The sequence below is a fragment of the Kribbella sp. genome (assembly GCF_035655035.1).
Taxonomy (GTDB): domain Bacteria; phylum Actinomycetota; class Actinomycetes; order Propionibacteriales; family Kribbellaceae; genus Kribbella.
The window spans coordinates 1-15,434 of sequence record NZ_DASRVN010000760.1; the positions used below are offsets into that span (position 1 = coordinate 1).

Annotated in this window: 16 protein-coding genes; 12 read left to right on the forward strand and 4 right to left on the reverse strand. The window is 68.6% G+C overall.

Annotation, left to right across the window (positions count from 1 at the left end; translation table 11 throughout):
• Positions 1-1,964: ATP-binding protein (locus VFF46_RS38595; RefSeq protein WP_325042236.1), on the reverse strand; the 1,964-nt coding region annotated here is incomplete at its 3' end.
• Positions 1,965-2,040: 76 nt separating this feature from the next.
• Here VFF46_RS38595 and VFF46_RS38600 point away from each other — a divergent pair.
• From VFF46_RS38600 to dusB, 4 genes are all read left to right on the forward strand, one after another.
• Positions 2,041-2,322, forward strand: coding sequence for an antibiotic biosynthesis monooxygenase family protein (locus tag VFF46_RS38600; protein ID WP_325042237.1), 282 nt, complete (start codon positions 2,041-2,043; stop codon positions 2,320-2,322).
• Positions 2,323-2,403: 81 nt separating this feature from the next.
• On the forward strand, positions 2,404-3,789 hold the full coding sequence (locus VFF46_RS38605) for a glycine--tRNA ligase (RefSeq protein ID WP_325042238.1): 1,386 nt from the start codon (positions 2,404-2,406) through the stop codon (positions 3,787-3,789).
• A 2-nt stretch (positions 3,790-3,791) separates the two neighbouring features.
• On the forward strand, positions 3,792-4,445 hold the full coding sequence (locus VFF46_RS38610; protein WP_325042239.1) for a hypothetical protein: 654 nt from the start codon (positions 3,792-3,794) through the stop codon (positions 4,443-4,445).
• Position 4,446: 1 nt separating this feature from the next.
• A complete protein-coding gene (dusB, locus tag VFF46_RS38615; RefSeq protein WP_325042240.1) occupies positions 4,447-5,568 on the forward strand; it encodes a tRNA dihydrouridine synthase DusB in 1,122 nt (373 codons plus the stop codon).
• Positions 5,569-5,635: 67 nt separating this feature from the next.
• On the opposite strand, the gene VFF46_RS38620 is transcribed toward dusB, so the two are convergent.
• The 3 genes from VFF46_RS38620 to VFF46_RS38630 are packed head-to-tail and all read right to left on the reverse strand — an operon-like array spanning position 5,636 to position 7,436.
• Positions 5,636-6,121: an ATP-binding protein gene (locus VFF46_RS38620; protein ID WP_325042241.1), complete on the reverse strand. Its 486-nt coding sequence runs from the start codon at positions 6,119-6,121 to the stop codon at positions 5,636-5,638.
• Positions 6,122-6,153: 32 nt separating this feature from the next.
• Positions 6,154-6,537 carry a TIGR03618 family F420-dependent PPOX class oxidoreductase gene (locus VFF46_RS38625; RefSeq protein ID WP_325042242.1) on the reverse strand — a complete coding sequence of 128 codons (384 nt, stop codon included), beginning with the start codon at positions 6,535-6,537 and terminating at the stop codon, positions 6,154-6,156.
• Between the two features lie 11 nt (positions 6,538-6,548).
• Positions 6,549-7,436, reverse strand: a complete 888-nt coding sequence (locus VFF46_RS38630; RefSeq protein WP_325042243.1) for an NAD(P)-dependent oxidoreductase — start codon at positions 7,434-7,436, stop codon at positions 6,549-6,551.
• Between the two features lie 139 nt (positions 7,437-7,575).
• Here VFF46_RS38630 and VFF46_RS38635 point away from each other — a divergent pair, with 139 nt between their 5' ends.
• The 8 genes from VFF46_RS38635 to VFF46_RS38670 form a co-directional block, all read left to right on the forward strand.
• Positions 7,576-8,907 (forward strand): hypothetical protein, encoded by a 1,332-nt coding sequence (locus VFF46_RS38635; RefSeq protein WP_325042244.1) that lies wholly within the window; start codon positions 7,576-7,578, stop codon positions 8,905-8,907.
• Complete coding sequence (locus tag VFF46_RS38640; RefSeq protein WP_325042245.1) at positions 8,874-10,199, forward strand: extracellular solute-binding protein; 1,326 nt, start codon at positions 8,874-8,876, stop codon at positions 10,197-10,199. The genes VFF46_RS38635 and VFF46_RS38640 overlap by 34 nt, the downstream gene beginning before the upstream one ends.
• A gap of 2 nt (positions 10,200-10,201) precedes the next feature.
• Positions 10,202-11,116, forward strand: coding sequence for a sugar ABC transporter permease (locus tag VFF46_RS38645; protein WP_325042246.1), 915 nt, complete (start codon positions 10,202-10,204; stop codon positions 11,114-11,116).
• The gene (locus VFF46_RS38650) at positions 11,113-11,994 is read left to right on the forward strand and encodes a carbohydrate ABC transporter permease (RefSeq protein WP_325042247.1); all 882 of its coding nucleotides are present in this window, start codon (positions 11,113-11,115) and stop codon (positions 11,992-11,994) included. The genes VFF46_RS38645 and VFF46_RS38650 overlap by 4 nt, the downstream gene beginning before the upstream one ends.
• Before the next feature lie 6 nt (positions 11,995-12,000).
• The gene (locus VFF46_RS38655) at positions 12,001-13,089 is read left to right on the forward strand and encodes an ABC transporter ATP-binding protein (protein ID WP_325042248.1); all 1,089 of its coding nucleotides are present in this window, start codon (positions 12,001-12,003) and stop codon (positions 13,087-13,089) included.
• A 27-nt stretch (positions 13,090-13,116) separates the two neighbouring features.
• Positions 13,117-14,043: an acetylxylan esterase gene (locus VFF46_RS38660; protein ID WP_325042249.1), complete on the forward strand. Its 927-nt coding sequence runs from the start codon at positions 13,117-13,119 to the stop codon at positions 14,041-14,043.
• A gap of 4 nt (positions 14,044-14,047) precedes the next feature.
• The gene (locus tag VFF46_RS38665; protein WP_325042250.1) at positions 14,048-14,905 is read left to right on the forward strand and encodes an acetylxylan esterase; all 858 of its coding nucleotides are present in this window, start codon (positions 14,048-14,050) and stop codon (positions 14,903-14,905) included.
• The coding region (locus VFF46_RS38670; protein ID WP_349256370.1) for a hypothetical protein at positions 14,902-15,434 on the forward strand (533 nt) is incomplete at its 3' end. The genes VFF46_RS38665 and VFF46_RS38670, both read left to right, overlap by 4 nt.

Below are 15,434 nucleotides of genomic sequence, written 5' to 3' on the forward strand. Positions count from 1 at the left end.
ACCATCGGATGGCCGGCAAAAGGACCCATCACGGTTTCGACGTACGTGCGCAGTTCCGCGACGACCCCGGTGAGGTCGGCGTGGGCCGCACGCAGCGCGAACACCATCAGCCGCGCGTTCGGGCTGTCCGCGTCGTCGGCGAGCTGCGTGGCCTGGGCGATGCAGCTCGCCGCCACTTCCGGCCGGCCGGACATCAACGCCCGCATGCCGTGCCAGATCGGCACCAGCCAGCTGTACAGCGGAAGCCGCAGCGGCAGCACGGCGCGGGCGAAGGCGGCGATCTGTACGTCGGCCTCGGTGAACCGGCCCTGTTCGAGCAGAGCGACCACCAGCAACCGCCGGGCCAGCAGGATCAGCGCCAAGTCACCTGTCGTGACTGCCAGCATCCGTTCGGCCGCGCTGATCCGCTCGGCGACGTGGTCCGGTCCGGAGAAGACGTCGCACCACGCCGCCAGCGCGGCGACCTCCGCCCGGGCGTCGCCGGCCGCTCTGGCCAGCCGTACCGCCTCGTCGGCCAGTTGTCGCGGGCCGTCGCCACGATCCGTCGGGATCCGGGCGAGCGCGAGCCGCGCGACGGCAGCGGCCTTCAACGCGGCGCCGGGCAACAGCGGTACGACCCGCTCCAGCAGCGCCGTCTGTTCCTCGTCACCGAGGTCCACCTCGAACCCGCCCACGCCGCCGCCCATCGCCAGCACGGCCCGTGCGATCAGTTCGGGATCGTCCGTCGCCCGCGCCACCGCTCGCAGCGTGTCCCGCCCGGCCGCCAGCTCACCGGCCAGCACCTGTGCCGTCCCCAGCTCGAGCCGGACGATCGGGTCGTCCAGGTCGGCCCACCGGTAGAAGCGGACCGCCTGTTCGTACCCCGACTGCCGCTGCGCGGCCCGAGCCGCCACCAGAGCGAACTCGCGCGACCGTTCGATCGCCCCCGCCGCGCGGCAGTGCGCAGCAACCTGGCCGGCGTCGTTCTGATCAGCCAGCAGCTCAGCAGCCCGTAGATGGAGCGCCGACCTCTGGTGAACGCCGAGACCCGAGTACACGACCTCACGCACCAGCGAGTGCGCGAAACGGACCCGGCTCCCGTCCAGCTCGGCCAGCCGAGCCGCAACGGCGCCACCCAGTACGACGAGCAGGTCGGCCACGGTCATGTTCACGACCGAAGCAAGCAGGTCGAGCTCCATGTCCTCACCCAGCACGGCAGCCGCCGCAAGTACCTGGTACGTGGGCTGATCGAGGCGGGCAAGGCGTCGTTCGAGCACTTGGCGTACACCAATGGGTGTCTCGGTGGACGTCCTGCCGCGGGCCGCGTGCCAGCGGGCGAGCTCTTGGACGAAGAACGGGTTGCCGCCGGTCCTGGCGTGCACGGCGTCCGTGTAGGCGGAGTCCGCGCTCCCCAGGACCTGTTCGACCAGCTGACCTGTCGCAGCGCGGTCCAGCCCGGCAAGCGGTAACCGTACGAACGACGGCGGGAGCGCGCGGAGCGCCTCGGCAGCCTGTTCCGGTACGTCGACCGCGTTGTCACGGCTGGTGACGAGGAGCAGGCACCGCAGCTCGGGGAGCAGGCCGACGACGAACCCGAGCAGGTCGAGTGCCGAGCCGTCGGCGAGCTGGACGTCCTCCACGATGATCACGGCCGGCCGCGCGGCGGTCGCCGCGCCGAGCTGGTCGGCCACCGCGGCGTACATGCTGGTCCTGGCCTCGCCGGCCGGTGCGATCGACAGCCCGAGCGCACGGAACGCCTGCCGCCACGGCCAGTACGGCAGCGTCTCGGTCTCGGGGCAGCGGCCCCACGCGACGGCGTACCCGCGACCGCGCGCGGCGTCCGCGAGGGCCGAGGCGACGGTCGACTTCCCGATCCCGGCGTCGCCGATCAGGAGCACGCCCTGGCCGCGGCCGCGCTCGACCTCGTCCAGCAGGCCGCCGAGGGTGCTGAGCTCCCGGGTGCGGCCGACCACACGCTCGGGCATACCGCCACTGTGCGGCGGGCGCCGCCACGGGGGAAGCCCTGGGGAAGTGCCGATCGCTTACCGTAAGGTGACCCGGGTGTTCGTGGTGATCAGGTTCCGGGTGGGGGAGTCCGAGCAGGCCGGGTTCGGGGAGCGGCTGCAGGCGGCCGTCGACGTGCTGGCCCGGCAGAAGGGGTTCGTCGCCGCCCGGACCGGGCGCAACGTCGACGACCCGGAGCTGCTGGCGCTGACCCTGGAGTTCGAGAACGTCGGGAGCTACCGGCGGGCGCTGTCGCCGTACGACGTGAAGCTCACCGCCGTACCGCTGCTGTCGCAGGCGATCGACGAGCCGACCGCGTACGAAGAGTTGCGGAGTTAGCACGGATTCGATAGCGGCCGCCCCGGACCGATAGCCTGGTTGCTTCCATAGATTTGTCTGTACCCGTTCTGGAGTCCAAAAGTGCCCGTGGAAACCGTCGATGCCGTCGTCAGCCTCAGCAAGCGGAGGGGCTTCGTGTACCCGTGCGGCGAGATCTACGGCGGTACCAAGTCGGCCTGGGACTACGGGCCGCTCGGCGTCGAGCTGAAGAACAACGTCCGGAGCCAGTGGTGGCGGACCATGGTCACCGGCCGCGACGACATCGTCGGGCTGGACTCCTCGGTGATCCTGCCGACCCAGGTCTGGGAGGCGTCCGGGCACCTGTCCGAGTTCGTCGACCCGCTGACCGAGTGCCAGTCCTGCCACAAGCGGTTCCGCGACGACCACCTCCGCGAGGACTACGCGCGCCGGAAGAACAAGAACGCCGACGAGGTCAAGCTCGCCGAGATCGCCTGCCCGAACTGCGGCAACAAGGGCACGTTCACCGAGCCGCGGATGTTCAACGGCCTGCTGAAGACGTACCTCGGCCCGGTCGAGTCCGAGGAAGGCCTGCACTACCTGCGCCCGGAGACCGCGCAGGGCATCTTCGTCAACTTCGCGAACGTGATGGGCACCGCCCGGAAGAAGCCGCCGTTCGGCATCGCCCAGGTCGGCAAGAGCTTCCGGAACGAGATCACCCCGGGCAACTTCATCTTCCGGACCCGCGAGTTCGAGCAGATGGAGATGGAGTTCTTCGTCGAGCCCGGCTCCGACGAGGACTGGCACGAGTACTGGCTGAAGGCCCGCTGGGACTGGTACACCGGCCTCGGGCTGAACCCGGACAACATGCGCTTCTACGAGCACCCGAAGGAGAAGCTCAGCCACTACTCGAAGCGCACCGTCGACATCGAGTACCGGTTCAACTTCGGCGGCAAGGAGTTCGACGAGCTCGAGGGCATCGCGAACCGCACCGACTTCGACCTGACCACGCACTCCAAGCACTCCGGCGCCGACCTGTCGTACTTCGACCAGGAGAAGGGCGAGCGCTGGACGCCGTACGTGATCGAGCCCGCGGCCGGCCTGACCCGGAACGTGCTCGCGTTCCTGCTCGACGCGTACACCGAGGACGAGGCGCCGAACGCGAAGGGCGGCGTCGACAAGCGGACGGTCCTGCGGTTCGACCCGCGGCTCGCGCCGGTCAAGGCCGCCGTACTGCCGCTGTCCCGGAACGCCGACCTCTCGCCGAAGGCCCGCGACCTGGCCGCCGAGCTGCGGCAGAACTGGAACGTCGACTTCGACGACGCCGGGGCGATCGGCCGCCGGTACCGCCGCCAGGACGAGATCGGTACGCCGTACTGCATCACCGTCGACTTCGACACCCTGGAGGACCAGGCGGTGACGATCCGGGAACGCGACTCGATGAAGCAGGAGCGGGTCGCGCTGACCGACGTGACCGGATACCTCGCGCAGCACCTGGTGGGTTGCTGAGCATGAAGGTCCTGCGGGGGATCCTGGCCGTCGCGGCCGTGCTGGTGCTGGCTTCCTGTTCGGACACCAAGAAGGAGGCCGGCGGAGCCCCGTCGACCACTCCTCCGGTGACGCCGACGGTGGGCGGGTCGATCCCGACCGCGTCGACGCCGGTGCTCACTCCGCTGCCGACGCCCAGTACGCCGTGGCCGACGCCGAAGGTCACCGGCGGGCCCGCGGACGACGCGCCGCTGGCCGAGCGGATCACGTTCGCGATCGCGAAGAAGACGCAGATCGCGGCCGGGCGCGCGGCGCGGACGAGCGTGAAGTGCCCGGGGATCGACAAGGTCGAGACCGCCGGGCAGCACGACCTCGACTGCACGGTGACGTACTCCGGCAAGCCGTTCACCGGCAAGCTCACCGTGGACGCGAAGCAGTACAGCGCGTCGTACAAGTTCACCTCGGAGGAGATCGCGATCGTCCGCCCGAAGGTGATGGACGCGGTACTGCGGGCCGCACCCGGCGCCGCGAAGGTGACCTGCGAGATGGAGGACATCGGCATCGTCGTCCACGACGGGCTGCCGATCGGGTGCGACGTGACCACCACCGCGAACGCCGTCCAGCCGTACAAGGCCACGATCACCGGCAACGGCGAGGTCATGGTGAAGAAGGCATGACGTGCTGACGCTGGGCAATCTGACGATCGACACACCCGTGGTGCTGGCGCCGATGGCCGGCATCACGAACGCGGCGTACCGCCGGCTGTGCGCGGAGCAGGGCGCCGGGCTGTACGTGTGCGAGATGATCACCTCGCGCGGCATCGTCGAAGGCGACCAGAAGTCGCTCGACATGCTGACGTTCGACGCGCGCGAGACCGTGCGGTCGGTGCAGTTGTACGGCGTGGACCCCGTCTACATCGGGCGCGCGGTGCAGATCCTCTGTGATTCTTACGGGGTCGCGCACGTCGACCTGAACTTCGGGTGCCCGGTGCCGAAGGTGACCCGCAAGGGCGGGGGCGCGGCGCTGCCCTGGAAGCGGAACCTGCTCGGCGCGATCCTGCGGTCCGCGGTGCACGCGGCGGAGCCGTACGGCGTACCTGTGACGATGAAGACCCGGATCGGGATCGACGCCTCGCACCAGACGTATCTGGACGCGGGACGGATCGCTTCAGATTCTGGCGTTGCTGCGATCGGGCTCCATGGGCGTACGGCGTCGCAGGCGTACTCGGGGCAGGCGGACTGGTCCACGATCGCCGCGTTGGTGGAGCACGTGTCGATTCCGGTGCTCGGCAACGGCGACATCTGGGAAGCCGGGGACGCGTTGCGGATGGTCGCGGAGACCGGTTGCGCCGGGGTGATCGTCGGCCGCGGCTGCCTCGGCCGGCCGTGGCTGTTCCGCGACCTGGCGGCGGCCTTCGCCGGGGACGAGGTCCTCGGCCTGCCGACGCTCGGCGAGGTCGCCGCGGTGATGCGCCGACACGGCGAACTGCTCGCCGAGCTGATGGGGGAGCAGCGCGGCCTGCGCGACTTCCGCAAACATGTCTCGTGGTACCTGAAGGGCTTCCCGGCCGGCGGCGAGCTCCGCGCCGCCCTCGGCATGGTCGACACCCTCGCCCACCTGGACGACCTGCTGGCTCAGCTCGACCCGACAGTCCCGTTCCCGGTCGCCGAGCTCGGCGCACCGCGAGGCCGCCAGGGCAGCCCGCGCGACCACATCATCCTCCCGCAGGGCTGGCTCGACGACACCGACGGCCTGACCGCCGACCTCGCCGACGCCGAAATCGGAGTCTCCGGCGGCTGACCGTGTCGGCGTACCGAAGGACGGGTAGTAGTGGTAGCGGTTGGCGGTGACGCCTGGCGGCGTGCGCTCACCGGCACACCTGGTCAAGGTCCGCGACGGACCCGACCCGGACGGCAGCCTCATCCGGTGCAGGCGGTTCGAAGTCGGCCAGGTGCTGATCCAGTACGTCGTCCGCGACATCCTGTCGCCGCGGATCAACTCGATTCCGGTCCCGCCGCGCGCGAACGGTCGCCTCATCGACCTCGACGTACACCAACCTGAACCCCACCCCGGCCGCCTCCGCCAACGCCCGCCACCCGTCCCGCAGGAACCGCGGCGAACTGGTGTCGTCGACCACCACCGCCCCACCCGCCGTCAGCAACTCCCGCACCTCCGCCGCCGCGATCGCGTGCGTCCGTGCCCATTCCTCGACCGGGATCCCGTCCCCGCCCCACAGTCCGCGGCGCTCGTTGATCTCGTCAAGGCTCACGATCCGCGCCGGCAACCGCCGGGCCAACTCCCGCGCCACCGTGCTCTTTCCCGAGAACGAGGTCCCGCACAACAAAACCAACACCCCTGCATCCAACCACCAGGCGCCGCGGATCCTCAGCTCATGCCGACCTTCTGGTGGTCGGGTTCCACGACCAGTACCACTCGTTCCTGGTCCCGCGGGTACTTGAGATCGACGTACTTCGCGACCAGCCGGTCGATGATCTCCCACGCCTCGTCGCCCTGGATCCACTCGACCACCCGCCCGCGGACGACAACCGGCTCGAACGGGTTGTCGGCCGGGACGATCGACAGCGCCAGCCGCGGATCGCGCCGCAGGTTGCGCGCCTTCCGCATCGAAGGTCCGGTGAAGAAGACGATCTGTTCCCCGCGGGTCCCGGCGTACACCGGGGTGCTGTGCGGCGAACCGTCGGGCAGGACGGTCGCGAGATGGGCGTACGACGCGGCGTCGAGGACGCTGCGTACTCTCGGCTCGAGCATGGTGCCTCCGTTCAGCGGGCGTTCCCGGAACGCCAAGCGACATAATGGGCAACCGCCTGCGCGGTGTCGTACTCCGGAACGAAGCCGGTGTCGGCCCGCAACCGGCTGATGTCGAGGTGCGGGTTCGCCTGTCCGCCGGACTTGCACGGCTGCTGCAGCGCGTCCGCGAGTTCCCGGTGCGCGAGCGGCCGCCCGCTGGACACGTTGTACGTCTCGTGATTCAGCGCGTCCGCCGTCATCAGCAGCGCGATCGCCCGCCCCGCGTCGGGCGCGTAGCACGAGTCGCCGCCGTCCTCGGCGTACAGCGGGTCCGGTGTCTCACCCTGCAGTACGGCGCTCACGTACGGCGGGACGAAGTTGAACGGCGACTCCGGATCCATCAACGGTCCCCAGGTCGACCCGATCCGCAGGATCACCGGCTGTACGCCGGACCCCTGAAGGGCGTGTGTCGTCAGCGGCTCGACCGCCTTCTTGAACGCGATGATCAGGTGCGGCAGCTCGACGGCCGGCAGCGGGATCCCTTCGTGCCAAGGGCTTTCGCCCTGCCCGATGTACACGCCGAGACTGCTCGCGACCGCGAACCGCCGGACGCCCCACGTCCGCGCCGCGTCCAGCGCATTGAACAGCCCGGCCGTATCGGTGCGGAAGTACGCGACCGGATCGTCGCCGGGAATGCTGCCGGCGAGATGCACGATGCCGGTCACGTCGTATCGCTCGCCGAGTTCCAGGAACGCGGATCGGTCCGTGACGTCGAGCTGCTCGACGACGACCTCGCCCTCGAGGAACGACGGTACGGCGGTACTCCGGTGCGCGGTGACGACGACCTGCTGCCCGAGATCGGCCAGAGCGCGGGCGGTGTGCGCACCGATCATCCCGAGCCCGCCGGTAACAAGAATCATGCCGCCGACGCTAGGAGTCCGGTGCCGCCCACGTCTTGAACAAATCCCGCAAACCCTTGACCTGGCAGGGGATTCAGGGGAGCTTGGACGGCAATGCATTTACGAGTCACTTCCGAACATCGTTCGTAAAAGGAGTGCCGTGGACATCGTGATCGGGGTCGTCACGCACGTGACCCACCACGAGCTGTTCCACGACGCCGCGCGCACCTTGCGGGGCGTGGACCTGAAATGGGTCAGCTACGACCACGAGGACGAGATCCGCGACCGGGTCGCCGAGTTCCTCAGTACGACGCAGCTCGACGGCTTCCTGGCCGGCCCGGTGCCGTACACGGCGAGTCAGGAACTCCTCCCGCCGGGTCTGCCGGTCGGAGTGATCCGGTCGTCGGCGCTCGACCTGACGCTCGCGCTCTACCGTGCGCAGGAACGCGGCTGGGGCCGGACGCCGGTGAGCATCGACACGTTCCCGGCCGAGGCCGTCGAGGCGGTGGCCACCGCGCTGGACCTCGACCAGGACCAGATCGACTGCTTGCCGTACGCACCGACCCAGACCGTCGACGAGATCGCGGCGTTCCACCGGGACGCGTTCGCGCGGTTCGGGGAGCGCAGCTACGTGATCAGCGTGCGGGCCGCCGTACGCGAGCAACTGACCGGGCAGATCCCGATCATGAGCGGGATGCCGGTACCGGCGACGATCCGGACCGAGCTGCACGAGCTCGCGCTGCGGATCGAGTCCGAGCGGGCCAGTGCTCTGCGCTTCGCGGCCGGCGTCTTCCTGATCTCGGACGCGCCGGACGAGGAGCGGGCCCGGATCGGGCTGATGAACCACCTGCACAACACCCCCGAGTTCGCCGGCGCCTGGATCGAGAACCGCGGGCGCCGTGGTGTCGTCGTCTTCGCCCACAAGGCGTTGTTCGAGCGGATCACCCGCAACTGGGTCGCCGTACCGGCGCTCGCCGAGGCCGCCGCGGCGCTCGGCGCGCGGATCTCGGCCGGATTCGGGGTCGGCGTCTCGGCCCGCAACTGCGTGCTGCTCGCCGAGCAGGCCGCGGCGCGTGCCGAGCTCGCCGCGGAACCGTGCGCGTACCTGTTCGAGGACAGCGGCGTCGTGATCGGCCCGATGGGACCGGCCGGCGAGGCGCTGCGGTATTCGTACCGTTCGCACGGCGACGAGGTCGAACACCTCGCGAAGTACGTCGGTCTGAGCGCTGCCACCGTCTCCCGGCTGGCCGCGCTGGACCAGGAACTGCAAGGCCGCACGCTCTCGCCCGGAGAGCTTGCCGGTCATCTCGGAATCACGGACCAGAGCGGGCGCCGCCTGATCCGGACCCTCGACGCCGGCGGCCTGGTGAGCGTCGAGGGCACCGCCCAGCACCACCCCAAAGGACGCCCGACGCGTCTGTACCGACTGCGCATCGCCCAAGCGTTGGAGGCACAACCATGGAGCTCACCCGCCGCCACATCCTCAAGCTGACCGGTCTCGGACTGGTTCCGCCCGCAGTACTGTCCGCGTGCTCGAACGACTCCTCGAAGGGAGGCGGTTCCGGGGACGGCAGTGTGAAGTTCGAGGGCTGGGACTACGAGGCCGCCCTCGTCCAGCAGAACCTCGACAGGTTCACCAAGACCAGCAACATCAAGGTCGACTACACGCCGATCACCAGTGCGCAGTACGTCCAGAAGGTTGTCGCCGAGTTCACCGGCGGCGGCGGACCGGACGCGCTCTACGTGTACGACGACTCGCTCGCGGCCTGGGTCGACGGCGACTACCTGCAACCGCTCGATGGCCTGCCCGGGGTCGACGAGATCTACAGCGCGATCTACCCCGGCAACGCCGCAGCGATGACGTACGGCGGGAAACGGTACGGGTTGCCGTACTACACCGATGCCAACTGCCTGACGTACAACGCCGGGATCCTCGCGCAGGCAGGGATCTCGAAGCCGCCCGCCAGTCTCGAGGAGCTCGAGGCGCAGGCGCTGAAGATCAAGAACGCCGGCCTGCTGCAGTACCCGATCGGGTTGCCCGCGCAGCTGTCCGACACCTGGTGGTCGTGGGTGTGGGCGCTCGTGTACGGCAGTGGCGGGAACATGTTCGACGACCAGCAGAACCCGATCATGAACACTTCCGACACGGTCACGAAGGACGTGTTTGCCTGGTTGCAGCAGGCGGCGACCAAGTCGAAGGTGATCGACCCGGCGTCGCTGCAGCTGCTGCCGGTGCCTGTCGACAATGCGATGAAGGCCAATCGGTACGCCTACACGATCGGCGCGCGGTACGCGAGTCGCGACTACAACGACCCGGCGAAGTCGAAGGCCGCCGGGAAGATCCGGATGGCGCTGGTGCCGAGTCTGGACGGCAAGGAGCACGCGACGGTCAGCAATACCCGGATGTACGGCCTGGCCAAGGACACCCAGGTGAAGGACAACGCGTTCAAGCTGCTCACGTACCTCGGCGGGTACGACGACCAGAAGCAGCCGTACACGGCGAAGTTCTGGTTCCTGCAGCGCGGGCTCGGGTTTGCCTACAAGAAGATGGTCGACGATCCTACGATCGTCGCCGCGCTCCGCAAGTTCGCCGATCCGGCGATCTACTCGCACCTGGCCGAGATCGCGAAACCGCGCAACGTGCTGGGCGTGCCCTGGTACACCGAGTTCGAGACCGAGATGCACAAGGTCGTGCAGGGTGTGCTGAGCAACCAGACGCAGCCGTCCGCCGCGGTCGACTCGCTCGCGCAGACGGCCGGCACGCTGAAGAAGAAGTACTCCTGAGCATGGCTGCACTGGGTGGTCTTGCCGAACGGCGGCCGCTGGGCGACAACGCGAAAGCCTGGGCGCTGAACGCCCCGGCGATCGTGGTGATCGCCCTGCTGGTCGCGTACCCGATCGCGTACTCGTTCTACGTCAGCCTGCAGAAGAACAACCTGAAACGCCCTCGCGCCAAGCGTTTCATCGGGTTCGACAACTACACGTCGCTGCTGTCGGACCATGCGTTCCTGTCGGCCCTCAAGGTGTCGGCGCTGTTCGTGGTGGTCGTGCTCGGGCTGACCGTCGTACTCGCGCTGATCCTGGCGCTGGTACTCAACGAACGGTTCCACGGCCGCGGGTTGCTGCTCAGCCTCGCGTTGTTGCCCTGGGCAATGCCCGGGGTGGTGAACGGCCTGATGTGGCGGACGATCTTCGACGCGAAGACCGGCGCGCTGAACGGTCTGCTGCAGCAACTCGGCCTGATCGACGGGTATCACGCCTGGCTGACCTCGGGCACCGGCGCGTTCCTGTTCACCGCGCTCGCCCAGGTGTGGAACACGCTGCCGTTCTCGGTCATCATTCTGCTCGCCGGATTGTCGACAATCCCGGCGGAGCTGTACGACGCGGCGACTGTTGACCGCGCCGGCGCGTGGCGTCGGTTTACCCAGGTGACGGTTCCGTGGTTGCTGCATCCGCTCCTCATCGTGCTGATCCTGGAGACGATGAACGCGTTCCGTGCCTTCGACACGATCTACGTGCTGACAGGCGGTGGTCCGGGCGATGCGACCACGACGATCGCCCTTCTGGACGTCCAGACCGTCCTCACCTTCACCGACTTCGGCCTCGGCAGCGCCTACGCCTGGGTGATCACCGCGATCACGCTGCTGATCTCGGTCGCCTACATCGGCCTCCTGTACCGGAAGGGGAACTTCGAAGTATGAGAGCTCCGCTGAGGTACCGCATTCCGTGGAAGAAGATCGCGCTGTACGTGCTGGCCGTTGCCTTCGCGCTCTATCTCGTGCTGCCGTTCTACTGGATCGTGGCGATGAGCTTCATGCACGAGGTGGACGCGATCTCGGTGCCGCCGCACTGGATCCCGGCACATCCGACGCTGGCGAACTACCTCGGGTTCGTCCGGCCGGACGCGGCGCAGGAGCTGGTCGGCGGCCGGGCGGTGTCGGAAACCCCGTACTCGTTGCGGAACAGCCTGGTCGTGGCGACCGCCACCGCCGTACTGAACCTCGCGCTGGCGACGTTCGCGGCGTACTCGTTCTCGCGGCTGAAGTTCCGCGGGAGTCAGGTGCTGCTGGTGCTGTACCTGCTGACCCGGATGGTGCCGGGGATCGCGATCATCATCCCGTTCTACCTGCTGATGCGGTCGTTCGGGCTGCTCGACACCTACCTGGCGCTGATCCTGTCGTACACCACGTTCGCGCTGCCGATCACGATCTGGATCCTGAAGGACTTCTTCCGGTCGGTGCCGCGCGAACTCGAGGAGGCGGCGCGGGTCGACCGGTGCGGCTGGTTCCGGACGATGTGGACGGTGTTCCTGCCGGTGGCGGCGCCCGGGCTGGTCGCGGCCGCGGTGTTCGCGTTCATGACCGCGTGGAACGAGTTCATGTTCGCGCTGTTCCTGACCAGTACGAAGGCGGCGAAGACGATCCCCGTGGTGGCGGCGAACTTCGCCACCGACTTCAACACCCAGTTCACCGTGATGGCCGCGGCCGGTGTGCTCGCGGTCGTCCCACCCCTGGTGCTGGCTCTGCTCTTCCAGCGCAAGCTGGTGCAGGGCATGGCCGCCGGATCCGTGAAGGGCTGAGGCGAGATGGCCGAAGTGCGTTTGGACGGTGTCAGCAAGACGTTCGGCAACAATCGGGTTGTCGACAATCTGAACCTCACCATCGAGGACCAGGAGTTCCTGACCCTGGTCGGACCGTCGGGCTGTGGAAAGTCGACAACCCTGCGAATGATCTGCGGGCTGGAGCGGGCGACCGAGGGCGACATCTTCTTCGACGGCAAGCCGGTCAGCTGGCTGCCGGCGAACAAGCGTGACGTGTCGATGGTGTTCCAGAGCTATGCGCTCTACCCGCACAAGACCGTCGGGCAAAACATCGGTTTCGCGCTCAAGATGATGCGGGTGCCCAAGGCAACGATCGCCGAATCGGTACTGCGGGCCGCCCGTACGCTGGACATCGAGGACCTGCTCGACCGCAAGCCCCGCGAGCTGTCCGGCGGCCAGCGGCAGCGAGTCGCCCTCGGCCGGGCGATCGTCCGCGACGCCGGCGCGTACCTGCTGGACGAGCCGCTGTCGAACCTGGACGCCCAGCTCCGGGTCCTGATGCGCGCCGAGATCAAGCGGTTGCACGTGGACGTCGCGCGGACGTTCATCTACGTCACGCACGACCAGGTCGAGGCGATGACGATGTCCGACCGGATCGCCGTGATGCGCGACGGTGTCGTCCAGCAGTGCGCCACCCCCGAGGAGATCTACGAACGCCCGGCCAACCGCTTCGTCGCCTCGTTCATGGGCTCACCGCCGATGAACTTCCTCACCGGCGAACTCGCCGACGTCGACGGCACCCGCGCCTTCCGCTCCAAGGCTCTGACCCAACCCCTCACCCCGCCGAGCGCCGCGCCGGACCGGGCAGTGGTCCTGGGTATCCGGCCTGAGGACATCACGTTGTCCACCACGCCGGTCGAGGGCTATCACCCCGGAAAGGTCTTCGTGTCCGAGCCGCTCGGCCCCGACGTACTCGTCACCGTGAACATCGAAGGCGAACTCCTGAAGGCCCGAGTCCCCACCCCGTTCCGCCTCGGTCACGACAGCACGGTCTACGTCGGCTTCGACCCGGCCCGCCTGCACCTGTTCACAACCACCGACGGCACCGCGCTCCACGCCCCGCAACCACGCTGACAGCACACGCCAACGATAGGAACCCTCTTGAGAGACCCCGAGAACGCGACCGTGGAGGTCGGCCTTCCGGAAGACTTCGACGCCTTCTGGGCCGCCGGCCTTGCCGACTGCGCGTCCTACCCGCTCGACCCGGTACTCACCGAACTGCCGAGCCTGTCCACGGACAATACGATTGTCTACGATCTGCGCTTCACCAGCTACGGCGGACTCCGCGTCGCCGGCTGGTACGCCGTACCCCGCAACCGCCCTGCCCCGCTGCCGGGCCTGGTCACGATCCCCGGCTACATCTCGGAACCGACCGTCCCGAAGGAATGGGCCGAACTCGGCTACGCCACCCTCGCGATCGCCCCGCGCGGCAAGCTCCGCTCCAACGACGTGTTCAACCCCGGCTATCCGGGACTGCTGACGCACAACATCGTCGACCCCAACACCTACGGGTACCGCGGCTTCTACCTCGACGTGGTCCGCGCGGTCGACGTACTGCTGGATCGTCCGGAAGTCGACAATCAGCGGATCGGCCTGCAGGGCTCCAGCCAGGGCGGCGGCCTCGGGATCTCCACCGCCGCGCTGATGCCCGACGTGGTCCGCTGCGTCGCGGCCGGCGCGCCGTACCTCTGCGGGATCATGACCGCGCCGACCCTGACCCGCTCGTACCCGTACGAGGAGATCAACGAGTACCTGCGCATCCACCCGAAGGACGTCGACCGGGTCCGCGAGACGGTCGCGTACTACGACGGCCTGAACTTCGCCCCGAAGGTCCAGGCGCCGACGCTGCTGTACCTCGGACTCGAGGACGACGTCTGCCCACCGGAGACCGGGTTCGCGCTGCATCGGGCGCTGACGTGCGAGAAGGTCTTGCATACGTACCCACACTGCGCGCACCACGCCGGACTGCCGGACGTGATGCGGATCGTGGAGGACTTCCTTGCCGAGCACCTCACCCCGGGACGGTGAACCGATGAACCCCGACCTGACCTTCGACGCCTACTGGGCCGCGGTCGACGATGAACTCGCGGCCATCCCCGGCCGCCCGGTGCTGGACGTCGTACCGGCGCGCACGACCGACGAAGCCACGTTCTACTCCTTGCGCATCACGAGCACCGGTCCGTACCGCGTGTACGGCAACCTCAGCATCCCGCGCGGCGACGGGCCGTTCCCCGGGCTGCTGATCACCCCGCGGTACGGCAGCGTCAACAACATCCCGCACCCGAACGACCGGAGCCGGTACGTCGTACTCAGCCTGATGCACCGCGGCCAGCGGCTCGCCGACGAGGGCTTCGCGGCGGCGTACCCAGGATTGTTGACAATGGGCATCGACGACCCGTCGACCTACGTGTACCGCGGCATCGCGGCGGACTGTCTCCGCGCGGCCGAGTTCCTGATGGGACTGTCGGAGGTCGATCCGGCCCGGCTCGCGGTGACCGGCGACGACCTCGCGGTACTGACCGCGGCGCGACGGCCCGGGTTCGGTTCGGTGCGGGTGACGGACCTGCTGTTCTACCGCGCGATGGAGGCACGGCTGACGTCCTGCCTGTACCCGCTGGAGGAACTGAACGACCACCTCCGCGCCGGATCGTCAACAGAAGGATTGTCGACAACCCTCTCGTACTACGATCCGGCACGGCACGCTCCGGCGGTCGCGGGCCGTACGTTGGTGTCGGTCGACGACGAGGACTGGTGCGCGTCGTTGCTCAGTGCGTTGCCGGATCCCGAGGTGTACAAGGTCACGCATCTCGACGGCACCGACAACGACTTCCTCGATGCCTGGTTGGCGGAACGGTCCGGCGTACCGGCGATGTCGAAGTTCGTCGCATGAGTCCGCTGGGGCTGCGGCCGGTCATCAACGCGAACGCGACCGTCACCGTGCTGGGCGGCTCGCTGATGCCGCCACCGGTGGTGCAGGCCATGGCAGACGCCGCGGCACACTTCGTCGACCTGCCCGAGCTGAACCGGCGGGTCGGCGAACGGCTGGCCGACCTCACGAACAACGAGGCGGCGTACGTCACCTCCGGCGCCGCCGCAGCAATCACCCTAGCCGTCGCCGCCTGCATCACCACCGACTCCCAGTCCTTCCCCCTCACCCCCGACCCCAAGCCGCAGCCGCCCCCACTGAGCGCCGAGCCCGAGGGACAGGCCTTCGCGTCCAGTGCCGAGCCCGGGGCGCGACCGCTCTCGTCCAGTGCCGAGCCCGAGGCGCAGGCCTCCCCGTCCAGCGCCGAGCCCGGGGCGCGACCGTTCCCGTCCAGCGTCGAGCGGGGGGCGCGGGCGTTCTCGTCCAGTGCCGAGGTCGTGATGTTCGCGAGCCAGCGCAACGGCTACGACTACTCGGCCCGGTTCCTCGGCGT

Coding starts and splice junctions, on each gene's coding strand:
- VFF46_RS38640 (WP_325042245.1), top strand. CDS start 8,874: ATGGAGCTCACCCGCCGCCACATCCTCAAGCTGACCGGTCTCGGACTG.
- VFF46_RS38665 (WP_325042250.1), top strand. CDS start 14,048: ATGAACCCCGACCTGACCTTCGACGCCTACTGGGCCGCGGTCGACGAT.
- VFF46_RS38630 (WP_325042243.1), bottom strand. CDS start 7,436: ATGATTCTTGTTACCGGCGGGCTCGGGATGATCGGTGCGCACACCGCC.
- VFF46_RS38610 (WP_325042239.1), top strand. CDS start 3,792: ATGAAGGTCCTGCGGGGGATCCTGGCCGTCGCGGCCGTGCTGGTGCTG.
- VFF46_RS38650 (WP_325042247.1), top strand. CDS start 11,113: ATGAGAGCTCCGCTGAGGTACCGCATTCCGTGGAAGAAGATCGCGCTG.
- VFF46_RS38655 (WP_325042248.1), top strand. CDS start 12,001: ATGGCCGAAGTGCGTTTGGACGGTGTCAGCAAGACGTTCGGCAACAAT.
- VFF46_RS38625 (WP_325042242.1), bottom strand. CDS start 6,537: ATGCTCGAGCCGAGAGTACGCAGCGTCCTCGACGCCGCGTCGTACGCC.
- VFF46_RS38645 (WP_325042246.1), top strand. CDS start 10,202: ATGGCTGCACTGGGTGGTCTTGCCGAACGGCGGCCGCTGGGCGACAAC.